At 67.8% G+C, this 19,234-nt stretch carries 15 protein-coding genes; 4 read left to right on the top strand and 11 right to left on the bottom strand.

From position 1 onward, the window contains the following. Positions 1–56 precede the first annotated feature (56 nt). A complete protein-coding gene (locus tag DID98_RS08705) occupies positions 57–1,232 on the top strand; it encodes an acyltransferase (protein WP_124521358.1) in 1,176 nt (391 codons plus the stop codon). Positions 1,233–1,762: 530 nt separating this feature from the next. Here the strand turns inward: DID98_RS08705 and DID98_RS08700 are convergent. The 4 genes from DID98_RS08700 to DID98_RS08685 all read right to left on the bottom strand — a co-directional run bounded on the left by DID98_RS08700 (position 1,763) and on the right by DID98_RS08685 (position 8,238). After that, positions 1,763–4,228 carry a glycosyltransferase family 4 protein gene (locus DID98_RS08700; RefSeq protein WP_124570569.1) on the bottom strand — a complete coding sequence of 822 codons (2,466 nt, stop codon included), beginning with the start codon at positions 4,226–4,228 and terminating at the stop codon, positions 1,763–1,765. Continuing rightward, positions 4,225–5,691 carry a flippase gene (locus DID98_RS08695; protein WP_124570568.1) on the bottom strand — a complete coding sequence of 489 codons (1,467 nt, stop codon included), beginning with the start codon at positions 5,689–5,691 and terminating at the stop codon, positions 4,225–4,227. The genes DID98_RS08700 and DID98_RS08695 overlap by 4 nt, the downstream gene beginning before the upstream one ends. 46 nt (positions 5,692–5,737) lie before the next feature. Further along, positions 5,738–7,930 (bottom strand): hypothetical protein, encoded by a 2,193-nt coding sequence (locus tag DID98_RS08690; protein WP_185640839.1) that lies wholly within the window; start codon positions 7,928–7,930, stop codon positions 5,738–5,740. 104 nt (positions 7,931–8,034) lie between these two features. Continuing rightward, complete coding sequence (locus DID98_RS08685; RefSeq protein WP_124570566.1) at positions 8,035–8,238, bottom strand: hypothetical protein; 204 nt, start codon at positions 8,236–8,238, stop codon at positions 8,035–8,037. 185 nt (positions 8,239–8,423) lie between these two features. Here DID98_RS08685 and DID98_RS08680 point away from each other — a divergent pair, with 185 nt between their 5' ends. Genes DID98_RS08680 through DID98_RS08670 form a run of 3 tightly spaced genes read left to right on the top strand, consistent with a single transcriptional unit; the run spans position 8,424 to position 11,510 of the window. Beyond that, positions 8,424–9,488: an acyltransferase gene (locus tag DID98_RS08680; protein WP_124521352.1), complete on the top strand. Its 1,065-nt coding sequence runs from the start codon at positions 8,424–8,426 to the stop codon at positions 9,486–9,488. Positions 9,489–9,523: 35 nt separating this feature from the next. Continuing rightward, positions 9,524–10,570 carry a GDP-mannose 4,6-dehydratase gene (gene gmd / locus DID98_RS08675; RefSeq protein WP_044843827.1) on the top strand — a complete coding sequence of 349 codons (1,047 nt, stop codon included), beginning with the start codon at positions 9,524–9,526 and terminating at the stop codon, positions 10,568–10,570. Further along, entirely contained in the window at positions 10,557–11,510 is a 954-nt protein-coding gene (locus DID98_RS08670) for an NAD-dependent epimerase/dehydratase family protein (RefSeq protein WP_124486384.1), read from the top strand. The genes gmd and DID98_RS08670 overlap by 14 nt, the downstream gene beginning before the upstream one ends. Positions 11,511–11,613: 103 nt before the next feature. Here DID98_RS08670 and DID98_RS08665 read toward each other — a convergent pair whose 3' ends face one another. From DID98_RS08665 to trpA, 7 genes are all read right to left on the bottom strand, one after another. Next, positions 11,614–12,807 (bottom strand): O-succinylhomoserine sulfhydrylase, encoded by a 1,194-nt coding sequence (locus DID98_RS08665; protein ID WP_044843825.1) that lies wholly within the window; start codon positions 12,805–12,807, stop codon positions 11,614–11,616. Positions 12,808–13,067: 260 nt separating this feature from the next. Next, complete coding sequence (gene purF, locus DID98_RS08655; RefSeq protein ID WP_044843824.1) at positions 13,068–14,600, bottom strand: amidophosphoribosyltransferase; 1,533 nt, start codon at positions 14,598–14,600, stop codon at positions 13,068–13,070. Positions 14,601–14,651: 51 nt separating this feature from the next. Further along, on the bottom strand, positions 14,652–15,146 hold the full coding sequence (locus DID98_RS08650; protein ID WP_044843823.1) for a CvpA family protein: 495 nt from the start codon (positions 15,144–15,146) through the stop codon (positions 14,652–14,654). Between the two features lie 6 nt (positions 15,147–15,152). Further along, positions 15,153–16,001, bottom strand: a complete 849-nt coding sequence (locus DID98_RS08645; RefSeq protein WP_124521899.1) for an SPOR domain-containing protein — start codon at positions 15,999–16,001, stop codon at positions 15,153–15,155. Between the two features lie 29 nt (positions 16,002–16,030). Then, positions 16,031–17,341, bottom strand: a complete 1,311-nt coding sequence (gene folC, locus DID98_RS08640; protein WP_124486387.1) for a bifunctional tetrahydrofolate synthase/dihydrofolate synthase — start codon at positions 17,339–17,341, stop codon at positions 16,031–16,033. A 100-nt stretch (positions 17,342–17,441) separates the two neighbouring features. Then, positions 17,442–18,314, bottom strand: coding sequence for an acetyl-CoA carboxylase, carboxyltransferase subunit beta (gene accD / locus DID98_RS08635; RefSeq protein WP_044843820.1), 873 nt, complete (start codon positions 18,312–18,314; stop codon positions 17,442–17,444). 64 nt (positions 18,315–18,378) lie between these two features. Continuing rightward, complete coding sequence (trpA, locus tag DID98_RS08630) at positions 18,379–19,197, bottom strand: tryptophan synthase subunit alpha (protein ID WP_044843819.1); 819 nt, start codon at positions 19,195–19,197, stop codon at positions 18,379–18,381. Between the last annotated feature and the right edge of the window lie 37 nt (positions 19,198–19,234).

Raw genomic sequence — 19,234 nt, 5'->3', positions numbered from 1 at the left:
TTCTTGCGCATTACGATTGGACCATCCCCTTCATCCGTCGCAAGGAATCGAATCGCATGCAAGCTTTCAGCGGATCGTCTTTGGCTGCGCCGCCCGTCGCCGACCACAAGGAACACGTGATCGACGCGATGCGCGGGTTCGCGGCGCTGCTCGTCGCCTATTTCCACTGCCGCCAGGTCGTCTGGGTCGGCATGCAGAGCTTCCATCACGCTTACGGTCATGCGCTGAACCCGAGCGCGATCGCCGGCTACCTGACCTTCCCGTTCGCATGGGGCTCCGCCGGCGTGCCGATCTTCTTCGTGATCAGCGGCTACTGCATCCACCGCAATGCAGCGCTCAAGCTCGCGGCCAACCCCGCGTACCGGCTCGACGCGCCGAACTTCTGGGCGCGCCGCTTCGCGCGCATCTACCCGGTGCTGCTCGCCGCGCTGCTGTTCACGCTCGCGATGGACGCGGTCAGCCTGCAGATCGCGCCGGTCAGCCACAAGATCCGCGACGTCGGCATCACCGCGTTCCTCGTGAACCTGTTCTCGCTGCAAGGCATCGCCGGCTACACGTACGGGTCGAACGGCGCGCTGTGGACGCTGTCGCTCGAAGTGCAGTTCTACGCCATCTACCCGCTGCTGTTCGCACTGCGCCGGCGCATCGGCATGCCGGCCATCGTGGCGGCCGTCGCGCTCGTCAACGTCGCGTCGGCGTGGCTGCTCGAACGGCACGACCTGCAGTTCTTCACGTCGTACTGGCTGTCCTGGACCGTCGGCGCGTGGATCGCCGACGTGCGCGCGCAGCCGGTGCGCGGCACGGCCGCCGTGCCGTCGCGCGCGTGGTACCTCGCGGCGGCCGTGCTGCTGGCCGCGGGCTGCGGCGCGTTCCATTTCGGCCAGTACGGCGCGTTCCAGCTGTGGGCGGCCGGCTTCGCGTGCTTCCTGTACCGCGCGCTCGCCTGCCCGCCGCGCCCGACGCCGCTGCTGCGCGTGCTCGGCTGGTTCGGCGACTTCAGCTACTCGCTGTACCTGATCCATCTGCCGCTGTTCGTCTGCCTCGGCTCGGTGCTGTTCCACTCCGAACTGCAACTGTCGATCTGGCCGTCGATCGCGTTCATGGCCGCCGCGATTCCGGTCGCCTACGTGTTCTACCGGCTGTTCGAACGCCCGGCGATGGTGTGGGCGGCCAGCCTGAAGCCGACCCGCACCGCCCGCGTCGTCGCACCGGCCCCCGAACGGGCCGCCTGAACGGCGCCGTTCGCGCGCTCGCGGCCCCCGCCCGGCGTCAGGCTGGGCGAGGGCTTTTTTACGGGCAGGATGGCGCGGGGATGCATTTGCGCGTCGCGACGCGGCGGGCACGACGTACCGAAGTACGCAAGCCGCGGCGTCATGCGCCGCCTGGGCGGCTGCACGGCGGTCGCGTCGCCCGACCCCTCACGCGATCCGCGGCAGGACCGCACGGCGCCGCTCCTGGCGTCCCGCGCAGCGATTCCGAACCGGGCGGCGGCCGGATTCACGCCCGCTGCGACGCATCGCTCCGCCGCCCGAGTGCATCGTCGTTGCAGCCCGCATCCCGCGACCCGGGCCGGCCCCGCATTCCGCCGCTCACGCTCACGCAATCGCTCGGCTTTGCGCAGATTACGGATTCGTCACGTGCGGCGTGCCCGGTGCGCGACAGCGCTCGGCCCCGCCCAAAGCGCAAAGCCCCCATGCAGCGCATCACCGCATGGGGGCCCGGTTCACGACAACACGCTTCACATGCCGCCGCAAGCCGCCACCTACCGCTTCTTCGCCTTCGCGGCCTTCGCGGTATCCGCGAGGATCTTCTCGACCCGCGCCACATAGGTTTCGGTGCCGAACCGGCGCACCGCGGTCGCCCGCCCGCTCACGACGAGCCGCTCGCGCAGCGCGGCGTCGCGCTGCAGCCTGCCCAGCGCGTCGGCCAGCGCGGCCGCGTTGCCCGGCTCGCAGAGCAGCCCGTTTTCGCCGTCCTCGATGATCTCGACGACCCCGCCCGCGCGGGCCGCGACCACCGGCCGCCGCGCGAGCATGCCCTCGACGATCACGCGCCCGAACGGCTCCGGCGTGATCGACGTATGCGCGACCACGTCGACCGCCTTCATGCACGCGGCCACGTCGCGCTGGAAGCCGAGGAAATGGACACGGTCGTCCATCCCGTGACGCGCGACGATCTCGTGCAGCTGCGCCGCGTATTCGTCCTCGCCGAACAGCGGCGCGCCGACCAGTACCACGTGCATGCCGGGATGGCGAGCCGCGGCCTCCAGCAGCAGGTGCTGCCCCTTCCAGTGCGCGAGGCGGCTGAACGAGCCGACCAGCCATGCGTGCTCGGGCAGCCCGAAGCGCGCGCGCAGCGCGGCCTGGCTCGCATCGTCCAGCGCGTCGAACGGTTCGGCCGAAATGCCGTTGAACACGACGTCGACGTGCTGCGGCGTGAAGCCCGTCAGCGCACGAAATGCCTGCGCGGACGCGTCGGAGTTCGCGATCACGCGCGTGACGCCGAACCGCGCGCAGTACTTGATCGCCATCAGCTGCTTGCTGCCGAAATGGTCGCCGCTGACGATGTCGCGCAGGTGCCAGACCACCGGCTTGCGCGCGAGCCGCCCGGCCAGCGCGGCGACCACCATCGCGCGCTGCGTGTTCGCGTAGATCACCTCGGCGCGGCGCGCGCGCCGTGCGACGTCGCGCACGAGCGCGACCAGCTGCTTCAACGCGCCGGCCGACACGCCGCCCTGCTTGCGCACCCCGGCGAGCGCGCCCTGGTCGAGCACGTCGACGCGCGCGCCGATCTCGTCGAGCGCCGCGCGGAACGGGCCGTCGTCGAACAGCAGCACATCGGCGTTCGCGCGCATGTGCTTCATGATCTCCAGCAGCGACAGCTCCGCACCGCCGAGCACGCCGCTCTGATCCAGCACGAGCGTCGCCGGGCCGCGCGCGGCCGGCATCGGCGCGACGGCCGTGCCGCGCTGCGCGGTCGAGCCGGGCAGCGCCGTCTCCACGTAATCGAGAAAGCGCCGCCGAAAGGTGTCGGCCGAAAAGCGCTCCGCATTCGCGCGGCACGCGTGCGCCGTGAAGCGCTGCGGTGCGCGCTCGAAATCGTCGACCGCCGCGACGATCGCATGCGGCGTCTGTTCGTCGAAGAACAGCCCGGTCGGCTGCGCGTGCGAGCGCGGCTCGAGCACGGTCTCGAGCGCGCCGCCCTTGCCGTACGCGATCACGGGCGTGCCGCACGCCTGCGCCTCGACCACCGAAATCCCGAAATCTTCCTCGGCCGCGAACACGAACGCCTTCGCGCGCCGCATCCGGTCGTGCAGCACCGCGAACGGCTGGTAGCCCATGATCTCGACGTTGGGGCCGGCCTTCGCGCGGATCTTCTGCATCTCCGGGCCGCCGCCGATCACGACGAGCTTGCGCTCCGGCGTGCGCGAGAACGCTTCGACGATCAGGTCGATCTTCTTGTACGGCACCATCCGCGACGCGGTCAGGTAGAAATCGTCCTTCACCTCGTTCAGCGAGAAGCCGTCCACGTCGACCGGCGGGAAGATCACCGCCGCGTCGCGGTGATACACCTTGCGGATGCGGCGCGCGATGAACGCGGAATTCGCGACGAAGCCGTCCACCGCGTTCGCGGTGCGCGTGTCCCAGTTGCGGATGTAATGCAGGATCATCCGCGCGAGCAGCGACTTCGGCCCGTGCGTCAGGTTCGACTGTTCCAGATACTGGTGCTGCAGGTCCCACGCGTAGCGGATCGGCGAATGCACGTAGCTGATGTGCATCTGGTCCGGCCCGGTCAGCACGCCCTTCGCGACCGCGTGGCTGCTGGAGATCACGAGGTCGTAGTCCGACACGTCGAGCTGCTCGATCGCGAGCGGCATCAGCGGCAGGTAGCTGCGGTACTTGGTGCGTGCGAACGGCAGCTTCTGGATGAACGAGGTCGTCACCGGCTTGCCGCGCACGAACGCGCGGTCGTCGAGAAAATCGACGAGGCTGAACAGGTCCGCGTCGGGAAAGCACGCGACGATCTGTTCGAGCACGCGCTCGGCGCCGGCGTACGTGACGAGCCAGTCGTGGACGATCGCCACGCGCAGCGGGCGCGACGCATCGCGTGCGCTCGCCTGCCCGGCCGGTTTGCCCCGGCGCAGCGTAGCGGCGTCGCCGGCTTCGGCCGCGGCGGCATCGGCCGTGGCGAGGTTCAGGATGGCGTGTTCCGCCAGATCGCGATTCATACGGTTTTCCTCGCATTGAGACGGACGAACAAGTCACGCACCAGCGCGCGCAAGGCCGGCGTCATCGTGAACGACCACGCCAGGTTCAGCGCCAGCACGACCGCGCAGAGGCCGATCGACTCGCCGAGCCCCGACCACGCTTGCGCGAGAAACAGGCTCGCGAGCAGGAAGGCGAGATGCGCGAGCATGTCGAGCACGATCGCGCGCATCCGGATCGCCGACAGGTAAAGCAGCACGCCGTAGTCGACCAGCGCGCGGGTCGCGACGACCACCGCCGCGCCGATCAGCCCGAAGTGATGAATGCCGAACCACAGGCCGCCGACGAAGAACGGCATCTCGATGAGCCCGGCGAACGCGGCGCGCGCCGGGTTGACCTGCGACTGGATCAGGATCCGCGTGACGCTCGCCTGGCCGACGAGCCACACGCTGATCACCAGCACGCGCCCGACCGGCGCCGAATGCGCGGCGAGATCGGCGCCGACCCACAGCGTGAGGAACGGCGCGAGCGCGAAGATCGCGACGATGCCGACCGGCGTAAACACGCCGTTCAGGAATTCGAGCGACTGACGCGCGAGCGTGTCGGCGTGATCGCGGCCGACCGCCGACAGGCGCGGGAACAGCGTGCGCACCAGCGCGTTCGGCAGCATGTTCAGCCGCGTGACGAGGTTCTGCGGGACCGTGTAGTAGGTGACGAACTTCGCGCCCATGCCGGCGCCGAGCATCACGCGATCGAGCGTGTCGGCGATCATGCTCGCCATGCTCGCGATCAGCATCCAGCCGCCGAAGTTGAACAGCCCTTTCGCGGTGCCCCACTGCGGCGGGTCGATGCGCCGGATCGCGAGCACCTTGATGCTCGCGTGACCGAGCATCACCGCCGCGATCAGCCGCGCGACGACCGCGGCGGCGAGCACCGTCTGCAGGTTCGGCGCGATCCACCACGCGGCGCCGAGCGGCAGCAGCTGGAACAGGAAGGTGCCGATCGTCTGGTTCGTGTTGAACACGCCGAACCGTTCGGCGCCGTTGATCGCGCCGGCGAACACCCACGACACGTTCGCGAGCGGAATCGCGAGCGCGAGCCACGGCAGCGCGAGATACACCTCGTGCTGCATCGCCGCCGACACCTTCGTGAAGTACTCGGTGTAGATGAACGCGCCGAAATAGATCAGCAGCCCGCCGACGACGCCGGTGCCGAGATTCAGCCAGAACGCGCTCCAGAACACGCGCGCGCTTTCGTCGGCGTCGCCGCTCGCGAGCGCCTTGGAGATGTGGTTCTGCGCGGCCATGCTCATCCCGAGATCGAGGATCCCGAAATAACCGATCAGCGTCCACACGAGGCTGACGACGCCGTAGCGCTCGACGCCCAGCGCGTGGATATAGGCGGGCACCGTCACCAGCGACACGAAGGTCGGCAGGATCAGCCCGATGAAGTTGATCGAAACGTTCTTGAGTATGCCTTTGTCCATGCTTCTGCCTTGTGTGACGGCGACTGCAACGACGGTGCGCCGCCCGTCACGGTTTCCAGCGATACATCAGCACCTTGCCGCGCGCGTCTTCCTCGACGAACACCAGGTATTCGCCGTTCTCGCGCCGGAACGCGCTGATGCCGAACGGCACGTCGACCCAGCCCGACGCCTTGCCGACCTCGGCGCCCGGGCTCATCACGCCGACCTCCTTGCCGGTTTCCTTGTCGTACACGTGGATCTTCCCGACCGGCTCCACCGTGAAGATGTAGCGGCCCTCGACCGTGATCCCGATCAGGTCGAGGATCGGCTTCGCGTCGAGCTGCCACGGCAGCGCGACCGTATAGCGCACCACCGGCGAGCCGCTCGACCACTTGTCGAAGCGCACCAGCACGCGGCCGACTTCCTTGTTGATGCCGGGCTGCGGCGGCGCGTCGGCCGTGTAGCCCGTCACGTACAGCGTGTCCGTCTGCGGCTCGTAGATCGCGCGGCGCAGCTGCGTGAACGGCTGCGGCATCGGATAGGTCGTGACCTTGTCGTACGAATAGATCGGGTTGCCGGCCTTGTCGACGCCGCCGTAGCCGAAGCGATGAATCCCGCGCACGTCGCTCGTGCGCCAGATGTCGCCCTTCGTGTCGACCCACCAGCCCCAGCCGCCCGCCTTCGCCTTGCCGGTCGTGTTGGTCGTGAACTCGTCCTCGTCGAGCCGGCCGTTGCCGTTCGCGTCGCGCCAGATCCAGTCGCCGCCCGGCGGCTTGTTCGGCACCTTGTCGACCGGCCGCGCACGGCCCGCGATCAGGCCTGACGGAATCGCGACCTCGCCGTCGCGCTTCGCGTCGAAGCGGTAGATCTTCAGGTGATCGGCGTACATGTCGGTCAGGTACAGGAACGTGCGGCCGTCGACGCGCCGCGCGAACGGCATGCCGGGGTACTGGTCCGTGTGGAACACGGGATCGTCCGGATACTTGAAGCGGTTCGACAGGAAGCCGGCGTATTTCCAGTCCTGGCCGGGCGGCTTCGACAGGTCGAGCTCGAAGCGCTTGTTGCCCGTGTACACGCTGTTCGGCCGTGCGGGATCGAGCCACGCGCCGTCGACGAACAGCAGCCCCTGCACCTGCCAGCGCAGCTTGCCGTCCGGCGTGTAGCTCTCGAGCACCGCGCCGAGCCCCGCACCGATCGTGTCGTGGCGCGGCCCGATGCCGTTCATCGACACGTACACGTTGCCCGCGCGATCGACGCCCACGCCCGTCAGCCCGTTGAAACGTTGCGGCCCGGGGCGGCCCGGCACCGGGCCCGCGAAGATCCCGCCGCGCTCGCCGAGCGTGCCGGACGGCGCATAGCCGTTGCCGCCTTTCGAGAAAATCAGCACCTGCTGGCGCGGGCCGTTGTCCGCGACCAGCACGCGCCCTTTCGCGTCGACCGCCACGTCCACCGCATCGGTCCCCTCGGGCAGCGCGGGCGCGTCGTCGAGCTTGCGGCCGTCCGCGCGCACGTGCACGAGGTGCGCGGGCCCGTTGAGCGTATCGGTGAGCAGCCACAGCGTGCCGTCGCCGGCAAGCGCGATGCGGCCCGGCTCGTGCGCACTCCACGTGCCCTTCTTCTGCATCGTTTCAGTGTCGTACACGTCGACTTCGTCATGCGAAGGATTCGTCGCGAACAACGTCTTGTCGTCGGCCGCGAGGCCGCCCACTTCCGCCTTCAGCTCACCGACCTCCGACCGCGCGGGTGCCGCCACCTCGTTCATCACCATGAAGCTCGCGGCCATTCGCGCACGGCCGGCATCGGCGCGCCCGCCGGGCGCGACCTGCGGCGCCGCGCGGAACGGCGCGGGCTGCTTCATGTCGCCGATCGTGCGCCGCGAAATGCCGTACCACTGCTTGCCCTTGTCCGGCCAGATGCCGGGCGACTGCAGATGGCCGCGCTCGTTGCCGACGCCGATCGCGACGTACGCATACTTGCCGTTCACCGCGACCGCGTTGCCGCCGAGGTTGCCCCAGCCATGCGTGCCGCCGGCGAAGCCGAGCATCTTCCCGTCCTGGTAGACGCTCGCCTCGGCGCCGCTCTCGTCCCACGGCGCGTTCGTATACACCTTGCCGTCGGGCGTCACCGCGATCGCGCGAATGTCGATCTGCGTCCAGCTGCCGTCGCCGTAGCCGAACGTGTTGCCGACCCACGACGTGGTCGCGGGCAACACGGTTTCAGCCGGTGCGGCGCTCGCGGACAGCGCCGCGCATACCGTCATGCCAACCAGAATCAGACGTCGCAATGCGCTCTCCAGACTCGATGCAAAAGCGACCGGCGCCCGCGGCGTGCTGCGTGCCTGGATGACCTGTCGCTAAATGGGTTTCAAACGTCGCGATGCAGGTTACAAGCAAAAATAATCACAAGAAATTTGGAAATATTTGGGGATGTTTCCGCCTGAAATATTGAACCGGAATCGTCCGGAATAGCCCCGGCGAAGCGGAAATAACGACCGCCTTTCACGCGACGATCCGTAGAAAATTCCGCTCCGGCCCGCCCGACGGCCACCCTGGCCTGCAAATCTTTCATCTCGTGATTGAAACGACCGGCATTTGAATGTTTTCAGCCGAATAAATGACATGCGTTTTTTTGCCGATTTCTTTTCCCTAGAATCGATTTCGAATCAATATTCCCTTTAAACGCATGCATTACGTTCACGCATCGAATGCGCGGCGCGCGTCGGCATCGGCCGCGCGTCGCGAAGGAGCGGCGCGATGACGGGCATCTCGCGCACCGCCGACCTCGCCCCGCCGCAACACGGCCGCATCGTGCAGCTCGACGGGCTGCGCGCGATCGCCGTCGGCGCCGTGTTCCTGCAACACGCGCTGAAGGCGCCGCTGTGGATGGGCGTCGACCTGTTCTTCGTGCTGAGCGGCCTGCTGATCACCGGCATCCTGCTCGAGCGCAAGGCGCGCGGACAGTCGTACTTCAGCCACTTCTACGCGCGCCGAGTGCGCCGGATCCTGCCGCCGTACGTGTTGCTGCTGGTCGTGTCGACGCTGCTGTTCGGCGCGAGCTGGCTGCCGCACTGGCCGTGGTTCGCGTTCTTCTCGACCAACATCGGGCTGTCGCTCGGCAGCATCGGCCACGACAGCCTGAACGTGCTGTGGTCGCTCGCCGTCGAGGAGCAGTTCTACATCTTCTGGCCGTTCGTCGTGCTGTGGTGTTCGGAGCGCGCGCTGCTGTGGATCGCCGCCGCGCTGATCGTCGCGGCGCCCGTGCTGCGCGCGATCGCGACGCCGTGGTTCGATTCGTTCTGGCCGATCTACTACCTGACGCCGTTCCGGATGGACCTGCTCGCCGCTGGCGCGCTGCTCGCGATCGTGCTGCGCCGCGACCGGCGCGCGCTGGAGCCGTTCTATCCGCTCGCGATCGTCGGCGCGCTCGTGTCGCTCGCGATCCTCGGCTGGCTGCACCTGTCGTTCCCGCGTTTCCGCGCCGCGAACACGCCGCTGTCGAACGCCGCGCTCTACAGCATCTCGCTGCTGCTGTGCACGTCGATCGTCGTGATCGCACTGCGCGGACGCGGCGTCGTGCAGCGCGTGCTGACGAACCCGCTGCTCGTGTACGTCGGCACCGTCAGCTACACCGTCTACCTGATTCACCTGAGCGTGCTGTACGCGCTGTGGCCGCTGCACCTGAACCGCTTCGTCACGGCCGCGCTCGCGCTGGCCATCACGCTCGTATACGCCACCGTGAGCTGGTACGGCTTCGAGCGGCGCCTGACCCGCGGCCCCGCGCGCAGCACGGTACCCGCCGCCGCGCGCACGACCGCCTGACTTTCTCAATCCATCGTTTCGACCAGGACATTGCCATGAGCCAAACTCGCAAGAAGGCCATCATCACGGGGATCACCGGGCAGGACGGCGCCTACCTGACCAAGCTGCTGCTCGACAAGGGCTACGAAGTCACGGGCACCTACCGCCGCACCAGCTCGGTCAACTTCTGGCGCATCGCCGAGCTCGGCGTCGACACGCACCCGAACCTGTCGCTCGTCGAGCACGACCTGACGGATGCCGGCTCCAGCCTGCGGCTGCTCGAACGCACGCAGCCCGACGAGCTGTACAACCTGGCCGCGCAGAGCTTCGTCGGCGTGTCGTTCGACCAGCCGGCGACGACCGCCGAGGTCACGGGCGTCGGCCCGCTGAACCTGCTCGAGGCGATCCGCGTGGTGAGCCCGAAGACGCGCTTCTACCAGGCGTCGACGTCCGAGATGTTCGGCAAGGTGCAGGCGATCCCGCAGACGGAAACCACCGCGTTCTACCCGCGCAGCCCGTACGGCGTCGCGAAGCTGTACGCGCACTGGATGACCGTGAACTACCGCGAGTCCTATGGCCTGTTCGGCTGCAGCGGCATCCTGTTCAACCACGAATCGCCGCTGCGCGGCCGCGAGTTCGTCACGCGCAAGATCACCGACACCGTCGCGAAGATCAAGCTCGGCAAGGCGACCCGGCTCGAGCTCGGCAACCTCGACGCGAAGCGCGACTGGGGCTTCGCGCTCGAATACGTCGAAGGGATGTGGCGGATGCTGCAGGCCGACGAGCCCGACACCTACGTGCTCGCGACCAACCGCACCGAGACCGTGCGCGACTTCGTGCAGATGGCGTTCGCGGCCGCCGGCTATCAGATCGAATGGACCGGCAAGGGCGAGCAGGAACGCGGCCTCGACGCGTCGAACGGCGACGTGCTCGTCGAAGTGAATCCGAAGTTCTACCGCCCTGCCGAAGTCGACCTGCTGATCGGCTCCGCCGACAAAGCGAAAGCCAAGCTGGGCTGGGCGCCGGAGACGACGCTCGAACAGCTCTGCCAGATGATGGTCGAAGCGGACCTGACGCGGAACCGGCACCATGACACGTACTGAAGCCAGGCGCCCGTCGCGCCGGGCGTTCGTCACGGGCCTGGCGGGCTTCACCGGCCGCTACATGGCGCAGCGGCTCGCTGCGGCCGGCTACGACGTGTGGGGCACCGTGGCGCCCGGCGCAGCGCGGCTCGACGATCCGGCGCTCGCCCACTGCACGCTGCTGCCGGTCGACCTGCTCGATGCGGACGCGACCCGTGCGGCGCTCGCCGATGCGCGGCCCGATGCGGTCGTGCATCTCGCCGCGCGCGCGCACGTCGCGCAGGACGAGCCATCGCAGACCTACGCGGTCAACATCGTCGGCACGCGCAACCTGCTGGCCGCGCTCGCGGGCCTCGACCGCCGCCCGTCGGCGGTGCTGCTCGCCAGCAGCGCGAACATCTACGGCAATTCGACGGCCGGCGTGCTCGACGAAAGCGTCGCGCCCGCGCCCGCGAACGACTACGCGGTCAGCAAGCTCGCGATGGAATACGCGGCGAAGCTGTGGGCCGACCGCCTGCCGATCGTGATCGCGCGGCCGTTCAATTACACAGGCGTCGGCCAGGACGACGCGTATCTGCTGCCGAAGCTGGTATCGCACTATGCGCGCAACGCGCCGCGCATCTCGCTCGGCAATCTCGACGTGAGCCGCGATTTCTCCGACGTGCGCGACGTGACGGCCGCCTATCTGAAGCTGCTCGAAGCCGCGCCGGCCGGCGAGACGTTCAACATCTGCTCGGAGCGCGCGTATTCGCTGAAGGAAGTGCTGGCGATGCTGTCGCGAATCGCCGGTTACGTGATCGACGTGACGATCGATCCGCGCTTCGTTCGGCATAACGAAGTAAAGAGCCTGAGCGGGTCGCGCGACAAGCTGCGGCGCGCGGTGGGCGAGCTGCCCGTGACGCCGCTCGACGAAACCTTGCGCTGGATGATGGACGCGATGCGCGACGCGCGGGCCGGCTGATTCCGGCAACGCAACACGCGTTCGTCGCCGACTGAAAAGAAAACGGGCCGCCCTGTCTGAGCGGCCCGTCGTCATGCCGGCCCTGAAACCGGCGCCGCCGCGCTCAGCCCTCGAGGCCGCGCGCGAGATCGTTGCGCAGGTCGCCCGCGTTTTCCAGGCCGACCGCGAGGCGGATCAGCCCTTCGGTGATCCCCGCGGCCGCACGCGCTTCCGGCGTGATGCGCGCGTGCGTCGTCGTCGCCGGATGCGTGATCGTCGTGCGCGTGTCGCCGAGGTTGCCGGTGATCGAGACCAACTTCGTGCTGTCGATCACGCGCCACGCGTTCGCGCGCTGCTGCTCCGGCGTGTCGCCCTTCAGCTCGAACGATACGATCGCGCCGCCCGCCTTCTGCTGGCGCTTCGCCAGCTCATGCTGCGGATGGGATTCGAGCCCCGGATAGAACACGCGCTTGACCGCAGGATGCGAATCGAGCCAGCGCGCGATTTCCAGCGCGTTCGCCGACTGCTTCTCGACGCGCAACGACAGCGTCTCCATCCCCTTCAGCAGCACCCACGCGTTGAACGCCGACAGCGTCGGGCCCGCGCTGCGCACGAACGGGAACACCTTACCCATGATGAATTCCTTCGAGCCGACCAGCGCGCCGCCGAGCACGCGGCCTTGGCCGTCGAGGAACTTCGTCGCCGAGTGCATCACGACGTCCGCGCCGAGCTTCAGCGGCTGCTGCAGCACCGGGCTGCAGAAACAGTTGTCGACGACGAACAGCGCGTTCGCGGCCTTCGCGATCTTGCCGATCGCCTCGATGTCGGCGAGTTCGGTCAGCGGGTTCGACGGCGTTTCGAGGAAGAACATCTTCGTCTCGGGCCGCACCGCTTCCTGCCAGGCGTTCAGGTCGGTCGGATCGACGAAGGTCGTCGTGATGCCGAACTTGCTGAAGATCTGCGAGAACATCCCGAGCGTCGAGCCGAACAGGCTGCGCGAGCTGACGAGGTGATCGCCCGCCTGCAGCGCGGACATCACGACCGACATGATCGCGGCCATGCCCGACGCCGTCGCGATGCAGGCCTCGCCGCCTTCGAGCGCGGCGAGACGATCCTGGAACATGGTGACGGTCGGGTTCGTGAAGCGCGAATAGGTGAAATAGTCTTCCGAATTCGCGAAGCGCTCGGCTGCCTCGGCCGCGCTCGTGAAGCAGAAGCTCGACGTGAGGAACAGCGCTTCCGAGTGCTCGTTGAAGTCGCTGCTGCGCAGCGTGCCCGCGCGCACGGCGAGCGTGTCGAAGTTGAGGGAGTCGTCCATGTTCCGTTATCCGTATTCGAGGGGTCGCGCCGAGGGTCGTGCGTCCGGCGCGCGCCCAGCCACAAAAATCAGGCCAAAACAAAAAGCCCGCTATGCGTCGGCATCAGCGGGCTTCGGTGCGGTACGACAGCGATCGACTCGGGCCGGCTGCCGCCGGCCTTCGCTTTAGCTGTTTTGGGAAGTCGCCCCGCGTCCGCAAGCTGAATCAAATCGACGCAAGGCCACATCCTATCACGCTTCATCCGAAGCGTGCGCCGGTATCACTCGACCGACAGCTGCAGGTTCATCTGCGAACGCGCGGTGTCGCCTGCCGTGTCGCGATCGGCCTGCGACGCCGGTGCGAGACGGGCGCGCTCGATCGCGTCGAGGTACTCGGGCGTCACGGCGCCGGTGATGTAGTTGCCGTCGAAGCACGACGCCTCGAAGCCCTCGAGCTTCGGGTTGATGTCGCGCACCGCGCGGCGCAGGTCGTCGACGTCCTGATAGATCAGGTGGTCGGCGCCGATGATCTTCGCGACTTCCTCGTCGGTGCGGCCGTGTGCAACCAGCTCGCCGCGCGTCGGCATGTCGATGCCGTACACGTTCGGGAACTTCACGGGCGGCGCCGCCGACGCGAAGATCACCGACTTCGCGCCCGCATCGCGCGCCATCTGCACGATTTCGTGCGAGGTCGTGCCGCGCACGATCGAGTCGTCGACGATCAGCACGTGCTTGTCCTTGAACTCGATGCTCATCGCATTGAGCTTCTGGCGCACCGACTTCTTGCGCACGGCCTGGCCCGGCATGATGAAGGTACGGCCGACGTAGCGGTTCTTGAAGAAGCCTTCGCGATACTCGACGCCGAGCTTCGCGGCAACCTGCATCGCAGCCGGACGCGACGAATCGGGAATCGGCATCACGACGTCGATCGGCACGTTCGGCAGCTCGCGCTTGATCTTCTCGGCGAGGTAGTCGCCCATGCGCAGGCGCACGTTGTAGACGGGCACGCCGTCGAGGCACGAATCCGGACGTGCGAGATACACGTATTCGAACATGCACGGATTCAGCGTCGGGTTCTCCGCGCACTGCTGGCTGTGGAAGTTGCCGGCCTTGTCGATGAAGATCGCTTCGCCCGGCTGCACGTCGCGCACGAATTCGAAGCCGATGCCTTCGACCGCCACCGACTCCGACGCGACCATCCATTCGGTGCCGTGTTCGGTCTCGAGCTTGCCGATGCAGAGCGGACGGATGCCGAACGGATCGCGGAACGCGACCAGGCCGTAGCCGGCGATCAGCGACACGATCGCGTACGAGCCCTGCAGGCGGCGATGCACGCCCTCGACAGCCTTGAACAGCGCGGCCGGATCGAGCTCGAGGCCGGTCGTCGACAGCTGCAGCTCGTGCGCGAACACGTTGAGCAGCACTTCGCTGTCGGAATTGGTGTTGATGTGCCGGCGGTCGATCCGGAACATCTCGTCCTTCAGCTGTTCCCAGTTCGTCAGGTTGCCGTTGTGCGCGAGGATGATCCCGAACGGCGCGTTCACGTAGAACGGCTGCGCCTCGGCTTCGCTCGACGCCGAACCGGCCGTCGGATAGCGGACCTGGCCGATGCCGAAGGTGCCGGGCAGGCTGCGCATGTTGCGCGTGCGGAACACGTCGCGCACCATGCCGTTAGCCTTGTACATGTGGAAATTGCTGCCGTCCGCCGTCGCGATGCCCGCTGCGTCCTGACCGCGATGCTGCAGGAGCAGCAGGCTGTCATAGATCAGCTGATTGACGGGGGCTTGGGAGATAACACCTACGATGCCGCACATGGCATGTCCTTCAAGATGACAAAATCGGTTCCGTCCTGCCCGGCCGCGTCGTCACACGCGTACATACTGGGCCATGCCGTCGGGCAGGAGCTGCTTCAGCTCGTGCACGCCCTGTTCGGCGAAAGGACGCAATAGCGCATTGCGCCAGAAATCCTGTTTGGGCAATTCGGTCAGCCCGGCCGCCGCGACCAGCAGCACCACCAGCACGCAGCCGCGGACGAGCCCGAACATCATGCCCAGCGAGCGATCGACCCCGCCGAGGCCCGTCGCCTGCGCGATCCGCGACAACAGCGCGTTCGCGACACCCGCGACGAACACGACGCCGATCACGATCAGCGCGAATGCGATCACCCACTGCGTCAGCGCGCCGCCCGGCCAGTTCGCCGGGATATACGGCACCACCAGTCCGACATAGCGGGCGGCGATCGCGATCGCCGCGATCCAGCCGATCAGCCCGAAAATCTCGGAGACGAAACCGCGCCACGCGCCACGCAGCGCAGACAACGCGATCACCGCCAATACAGCGTAGTCGAAAGCCGTCAGCATCGCACGTTACTGCGTGAGTCCGGCTTCGCGCACCTTCGCGATCGCGGCGGACGCCGCCGCGCGATCCGCAAACGGGCCGGCACGCAGCTGGCTAGCCGTGCTGCCGTCTGCCTGCTTGCGATGCTCGACATATGCGGGCACGCCCGCCGATTTCAACTTGGTGGCCCACGAACGAGCCGTTGCGTCGTCCTTGAACGAGCCGAGCTGCACCGCGAAACGCGCACCGGCCGGCGACGCCGGCGACGACGCATCGCCGCTGTCGGCCGCGGCGTCTGCGTTCGCGACCGCCGCGGGCGCCGGCTTCGGCGCGGCCGGCTTCGCCGCGGGTGCGGGCGCCGCCGCGGCCGGCTTCGCAGCGGGCTTCGGCGGCGTCACGCTCGCCGTGGTCGTCGAGGGTTCGGGCTTCGCGGCCGGCTTGGCCGTGTCCTTCTCCGCGGGGGCCGGAACGGCCGCCACCGCGGCGTCGGAGGCCGGCGGCTCGTCGTGCGCGACGCCCGCCTGCACGTCGGACGCGTCGTCGTCACGCGGCGCGACCGCCTGATGCGCGGGCCGGTTCGGAATGTCGATCGCGATGTCGTCCGTCACCGGCTTCGGGTGCGAATCGAGCACCATCGGCAGCACGATCACCGCGGCGACGACGAGCGCGATCGCGCCGACGAGGCGCCGGCGGGCGCGTTGCTTTTCAGGAAGGGTCGGATCGAGGAGCAGCGCGTCCGATTCCGGACGCTCGGTGCGGCGCGTGCGCCGCTCGACGCGTTCAGTGCGCTCCGTGCGCACGTTCCGGGAGGCCCCGGTACGACCGCCGCGCCGCGGGGGCGCGTCGTCGTCTTTCTTGCCGAACGAGAAAATTCCCATGAATGGCTGAGTCCGAAACTGCCCTTCAGTCAGTGTTGCTGCGATTTCCGGTAGGCCATCACACCCGCCACCGTATGGAAACTGCCGAAAACCACGATTCTATCATTCTCGGATGCTCTTTTTAGTGCATCGCGAAACGCTTCGGCGGGCGACGCGTACCGCGTCACGCTCGAATCGGCCCCGTCCTCCACGCCGGCCTTGCGCAGCGCGGCTTCGAGCTGCTCCGCGCTCGCCGCGCGCGGCAGCGGCAGGTCGGTCACGCACCAGTGGTCGATCTCGCCCTTCAGGTGCCGCAGCACGCCGTCGATGTCCTTGTCGTGCATCGCACCGAACACCGCGTACGTGTATGGGAAGAAGCCCATGTTGCCCAGATTCTGCTCGAGCACGGCCGCCGCATGCGGGTTGTGCGCGACGTCCAGCACGATCGCCGGCTTGCCGGGCAGCACCTGGAAGCGCCCCGGCAGCTCGACGTTCGCGAGCCCGAGCCGGATGTCCTGCGCGGACACCGGCAGCACCGGGCGCAGCGCCTCGAGCGCGGCCAGCGCGGCCGATGCATTGATCAGCTGGTTCGCACCGCGCAGCGCCGGGTAAGCGAGCGCCGGATAGCGCTTCTCGCGGCCGAGGTAGCTCCATTGCTGGCGCTCCGCGCCCGGCTGCGCTTCGTAGCGAAAATCGCGGCCGACCAGCCACAGGTCGGCGCCGATCGCTTCGGCATGCTCGACCAGCGTGTTCGGCACCGCGGGATCGCCGCAGATCGCCGGCTTGCCCGCGCGGAAGATCCCCGCCTTCTCGAACGCGATCTTCTCGCGCGTGTCGCCGAGGTATTCGGTATGGTCGATGTCGATACTCGTGACGATCGCGCAATCGGTATCGATGATGTTGACCGCATCGAGCCGGCCGCCGAGGCCGACTTCGAGGATCACCGCATCGAGCCCGCGCGACGCGAACAGGTGCAGGATCGCGAGCGTCGTGAATTCGAAGTACGTGAGCGACACCGGCTCCGGCAGCGACGTGCGCGCCGCTTCGACGGCTTCGAAGTGCGGCAGCAGCTCGGCGTCGCTGACCTGCTGGCCGTTCACGCGCGCTCGCTCGCCGAATTCGAGCAGGTGCGGCGACGTGTGGCAGCCGACCTTGTAGCCCGCGTGAACGAGGATCGCCTCGAGGAACGCGCAGGTCGAACCCTTGCCGTTCGTGCCGCCGACCGTGATCACGGGGCACGTGAATTCGAGCTGCAGCGCCGCCTTGACCTGCCCGATGCGGGTGAGGCCCATGTCGATGCCGACCGGGTGCGCGCGTTCGAGATGCGAAAGCCACGCGTCGAGAGTGGGAAAAGTGCTCATCGGATCAAATCTGAATCGGTACCGCCACTACGCCAAAAAACGAAACGCGCCGCCCGGCGGTTCAGCCGGGCGACGCGCGCAGTTCACAACGCCGCGCCAATCAGGCCAGCGCGTCGGCCGGCTGTCGCTGCAGCAGCGCGAGCAGTTGCGCGATCTCGTCGCGCATCTTGCGGCGGTCGACGATCATGTCGATCGCGCCCGTCTTCAGCAGGAATTCCGCGCGCTGGAAGCCTTCCGGCAGCTTTTCGCGAACCGTCTGCTCGATCACGCGCGGGCCGGCGAAGCCGATCAGCGCCTTCGGCTCGGCGATCACGACGTCGCCGAGGAACGCGAAGCTCGCCGACACGCCGCCCATCGTCGGGTCGGTCAGCACCGAAATGAACGGCAGCTTGGCCTCGGCCAGCTTGGTCAGCATCGCGGTGGTCTTGGCCATCTGCATCAGCGACAGCAGGCTTTCCTGCATCCGGGCGCCGCCCGAAGCGGTAAAGCAGATGAACGGCACCTGCTGCTCCAGCGCGTTCTGCGCGCCGCGCGCGAAGCGCTCGCCGACGACCGAGCCCATCGAGCCGCCCATGAACGAGAACTCGAAGCAGGCCGCGACGACGGGCAGCGTGTGGATCGCACCGCCCATCACGACCATCGCGTCGGTCTCGCCCGTCTCGTCCATCGCTTCCTTCAGACGATCGGGGTACTTGCGGCTGTCCTTGAACTTCAGCGAGTCGACCGGCACGATTTCCTGGCCGATTTCATAGCGGCCTTCCGGATCCAGCAGCCCGTCGAGGCGCTCGCGCGCGCCGATGCGCATGTGGTGATCGCACTTCGGGCACACGTGCAGGTTCGCGTCCACGTCGTTGCGGTACAGCACGGCCTCGCAGGACGGGCACTTGACCCACAGGCCTTCCGGAATGCCCTTGCGGCTTTTCGGGTCGGTCTGCTTGATCTTCGGCGGCAACAGTTTGTCGAGCCAGCTCATCGTATGGTTTCCTGTTCCGTGGCGGGGCGGGCCGACCGGCCCGTTCCCGCTTCCTGTGTTGTGTTTATCGCGCCGTGTTGCCGGCGCCGTCCAGGGCGGCGCGCAGCTCGGCGATGAAAGTCTTCAGCGCGGCGGCGGCGCCCTCCGGCGCGGCGCTCTCGAGCAGCTGCACCAGGCGGCTGCCGATCACGACGGCGTCCGACACTTCGGCCACCGCGCGCGCCGTTTCGGCGTCGCGGATGCCGAAGCCGACGCCCACCGGAACCGGCACGCGCGACTTGATGGCCGGGATTTTACCCGCAATGCTCGAAACATCCAGATTTCCGGCGCCGGTCACGCCCTTGAGCGACACGTAGTACACGTAGCCGCTCGCGATCTTGCCCACGTCTGCGATGCGTTCGTCGGTCGACGTCGGCGCGAGCAGGAAGATCGGATCGATCTGCGCGGCACGCATTTTCTCGGCGAACACGCCCGCTTCCTCGGGCGGATAGTCGACGACGAGCACGCCGTCGACGCCCGCCGCCTGCGCTTCGGCCGCGAACGCGTCGACGCCCATCCGCTCGATCGGGTTCGCATAGCCCATCAGCACGACGGGGGTTTTCTGGTCGGTCTCGCGGAAGCGCTTCACGTCGGCGAGCACGCTCTTCAGCGTGACGCCGCGCGCGAGCGCGCGTTCCGACGAGCGCTGGATCACGGGGCCGTCGGCCATCGGGTCCGAGAACGGCACGCCGAGCTCGATCACGTCGGCGCCGCCTTCGGCGAGCGCGTGCATGAATTCGACGGTCTTCGCGGGATCGGGGTCGCCGGCCGTGATGAACGGGATCAGGCCCTTGCGGCCTTGTTCGGCGAGTGCGGCGAAGGTCTGCTGGATACGGGAGGACATGGCAATTTTCCTTGATGCGATCGGCGACTCGGCGGCG

Origin of the sequence: Burkholderia sp. Bp8984 (assembly GCF_003853755.1) — a bacterium.
GTDB lineage: Bacteria > Pseudomonadota > Gammaproteobacteria > Burkholderiales > Burkholderiaceae > Burkholderia.
This window is presented reverse-complemented; position numbering and strand designations above follow the sequence as displayed.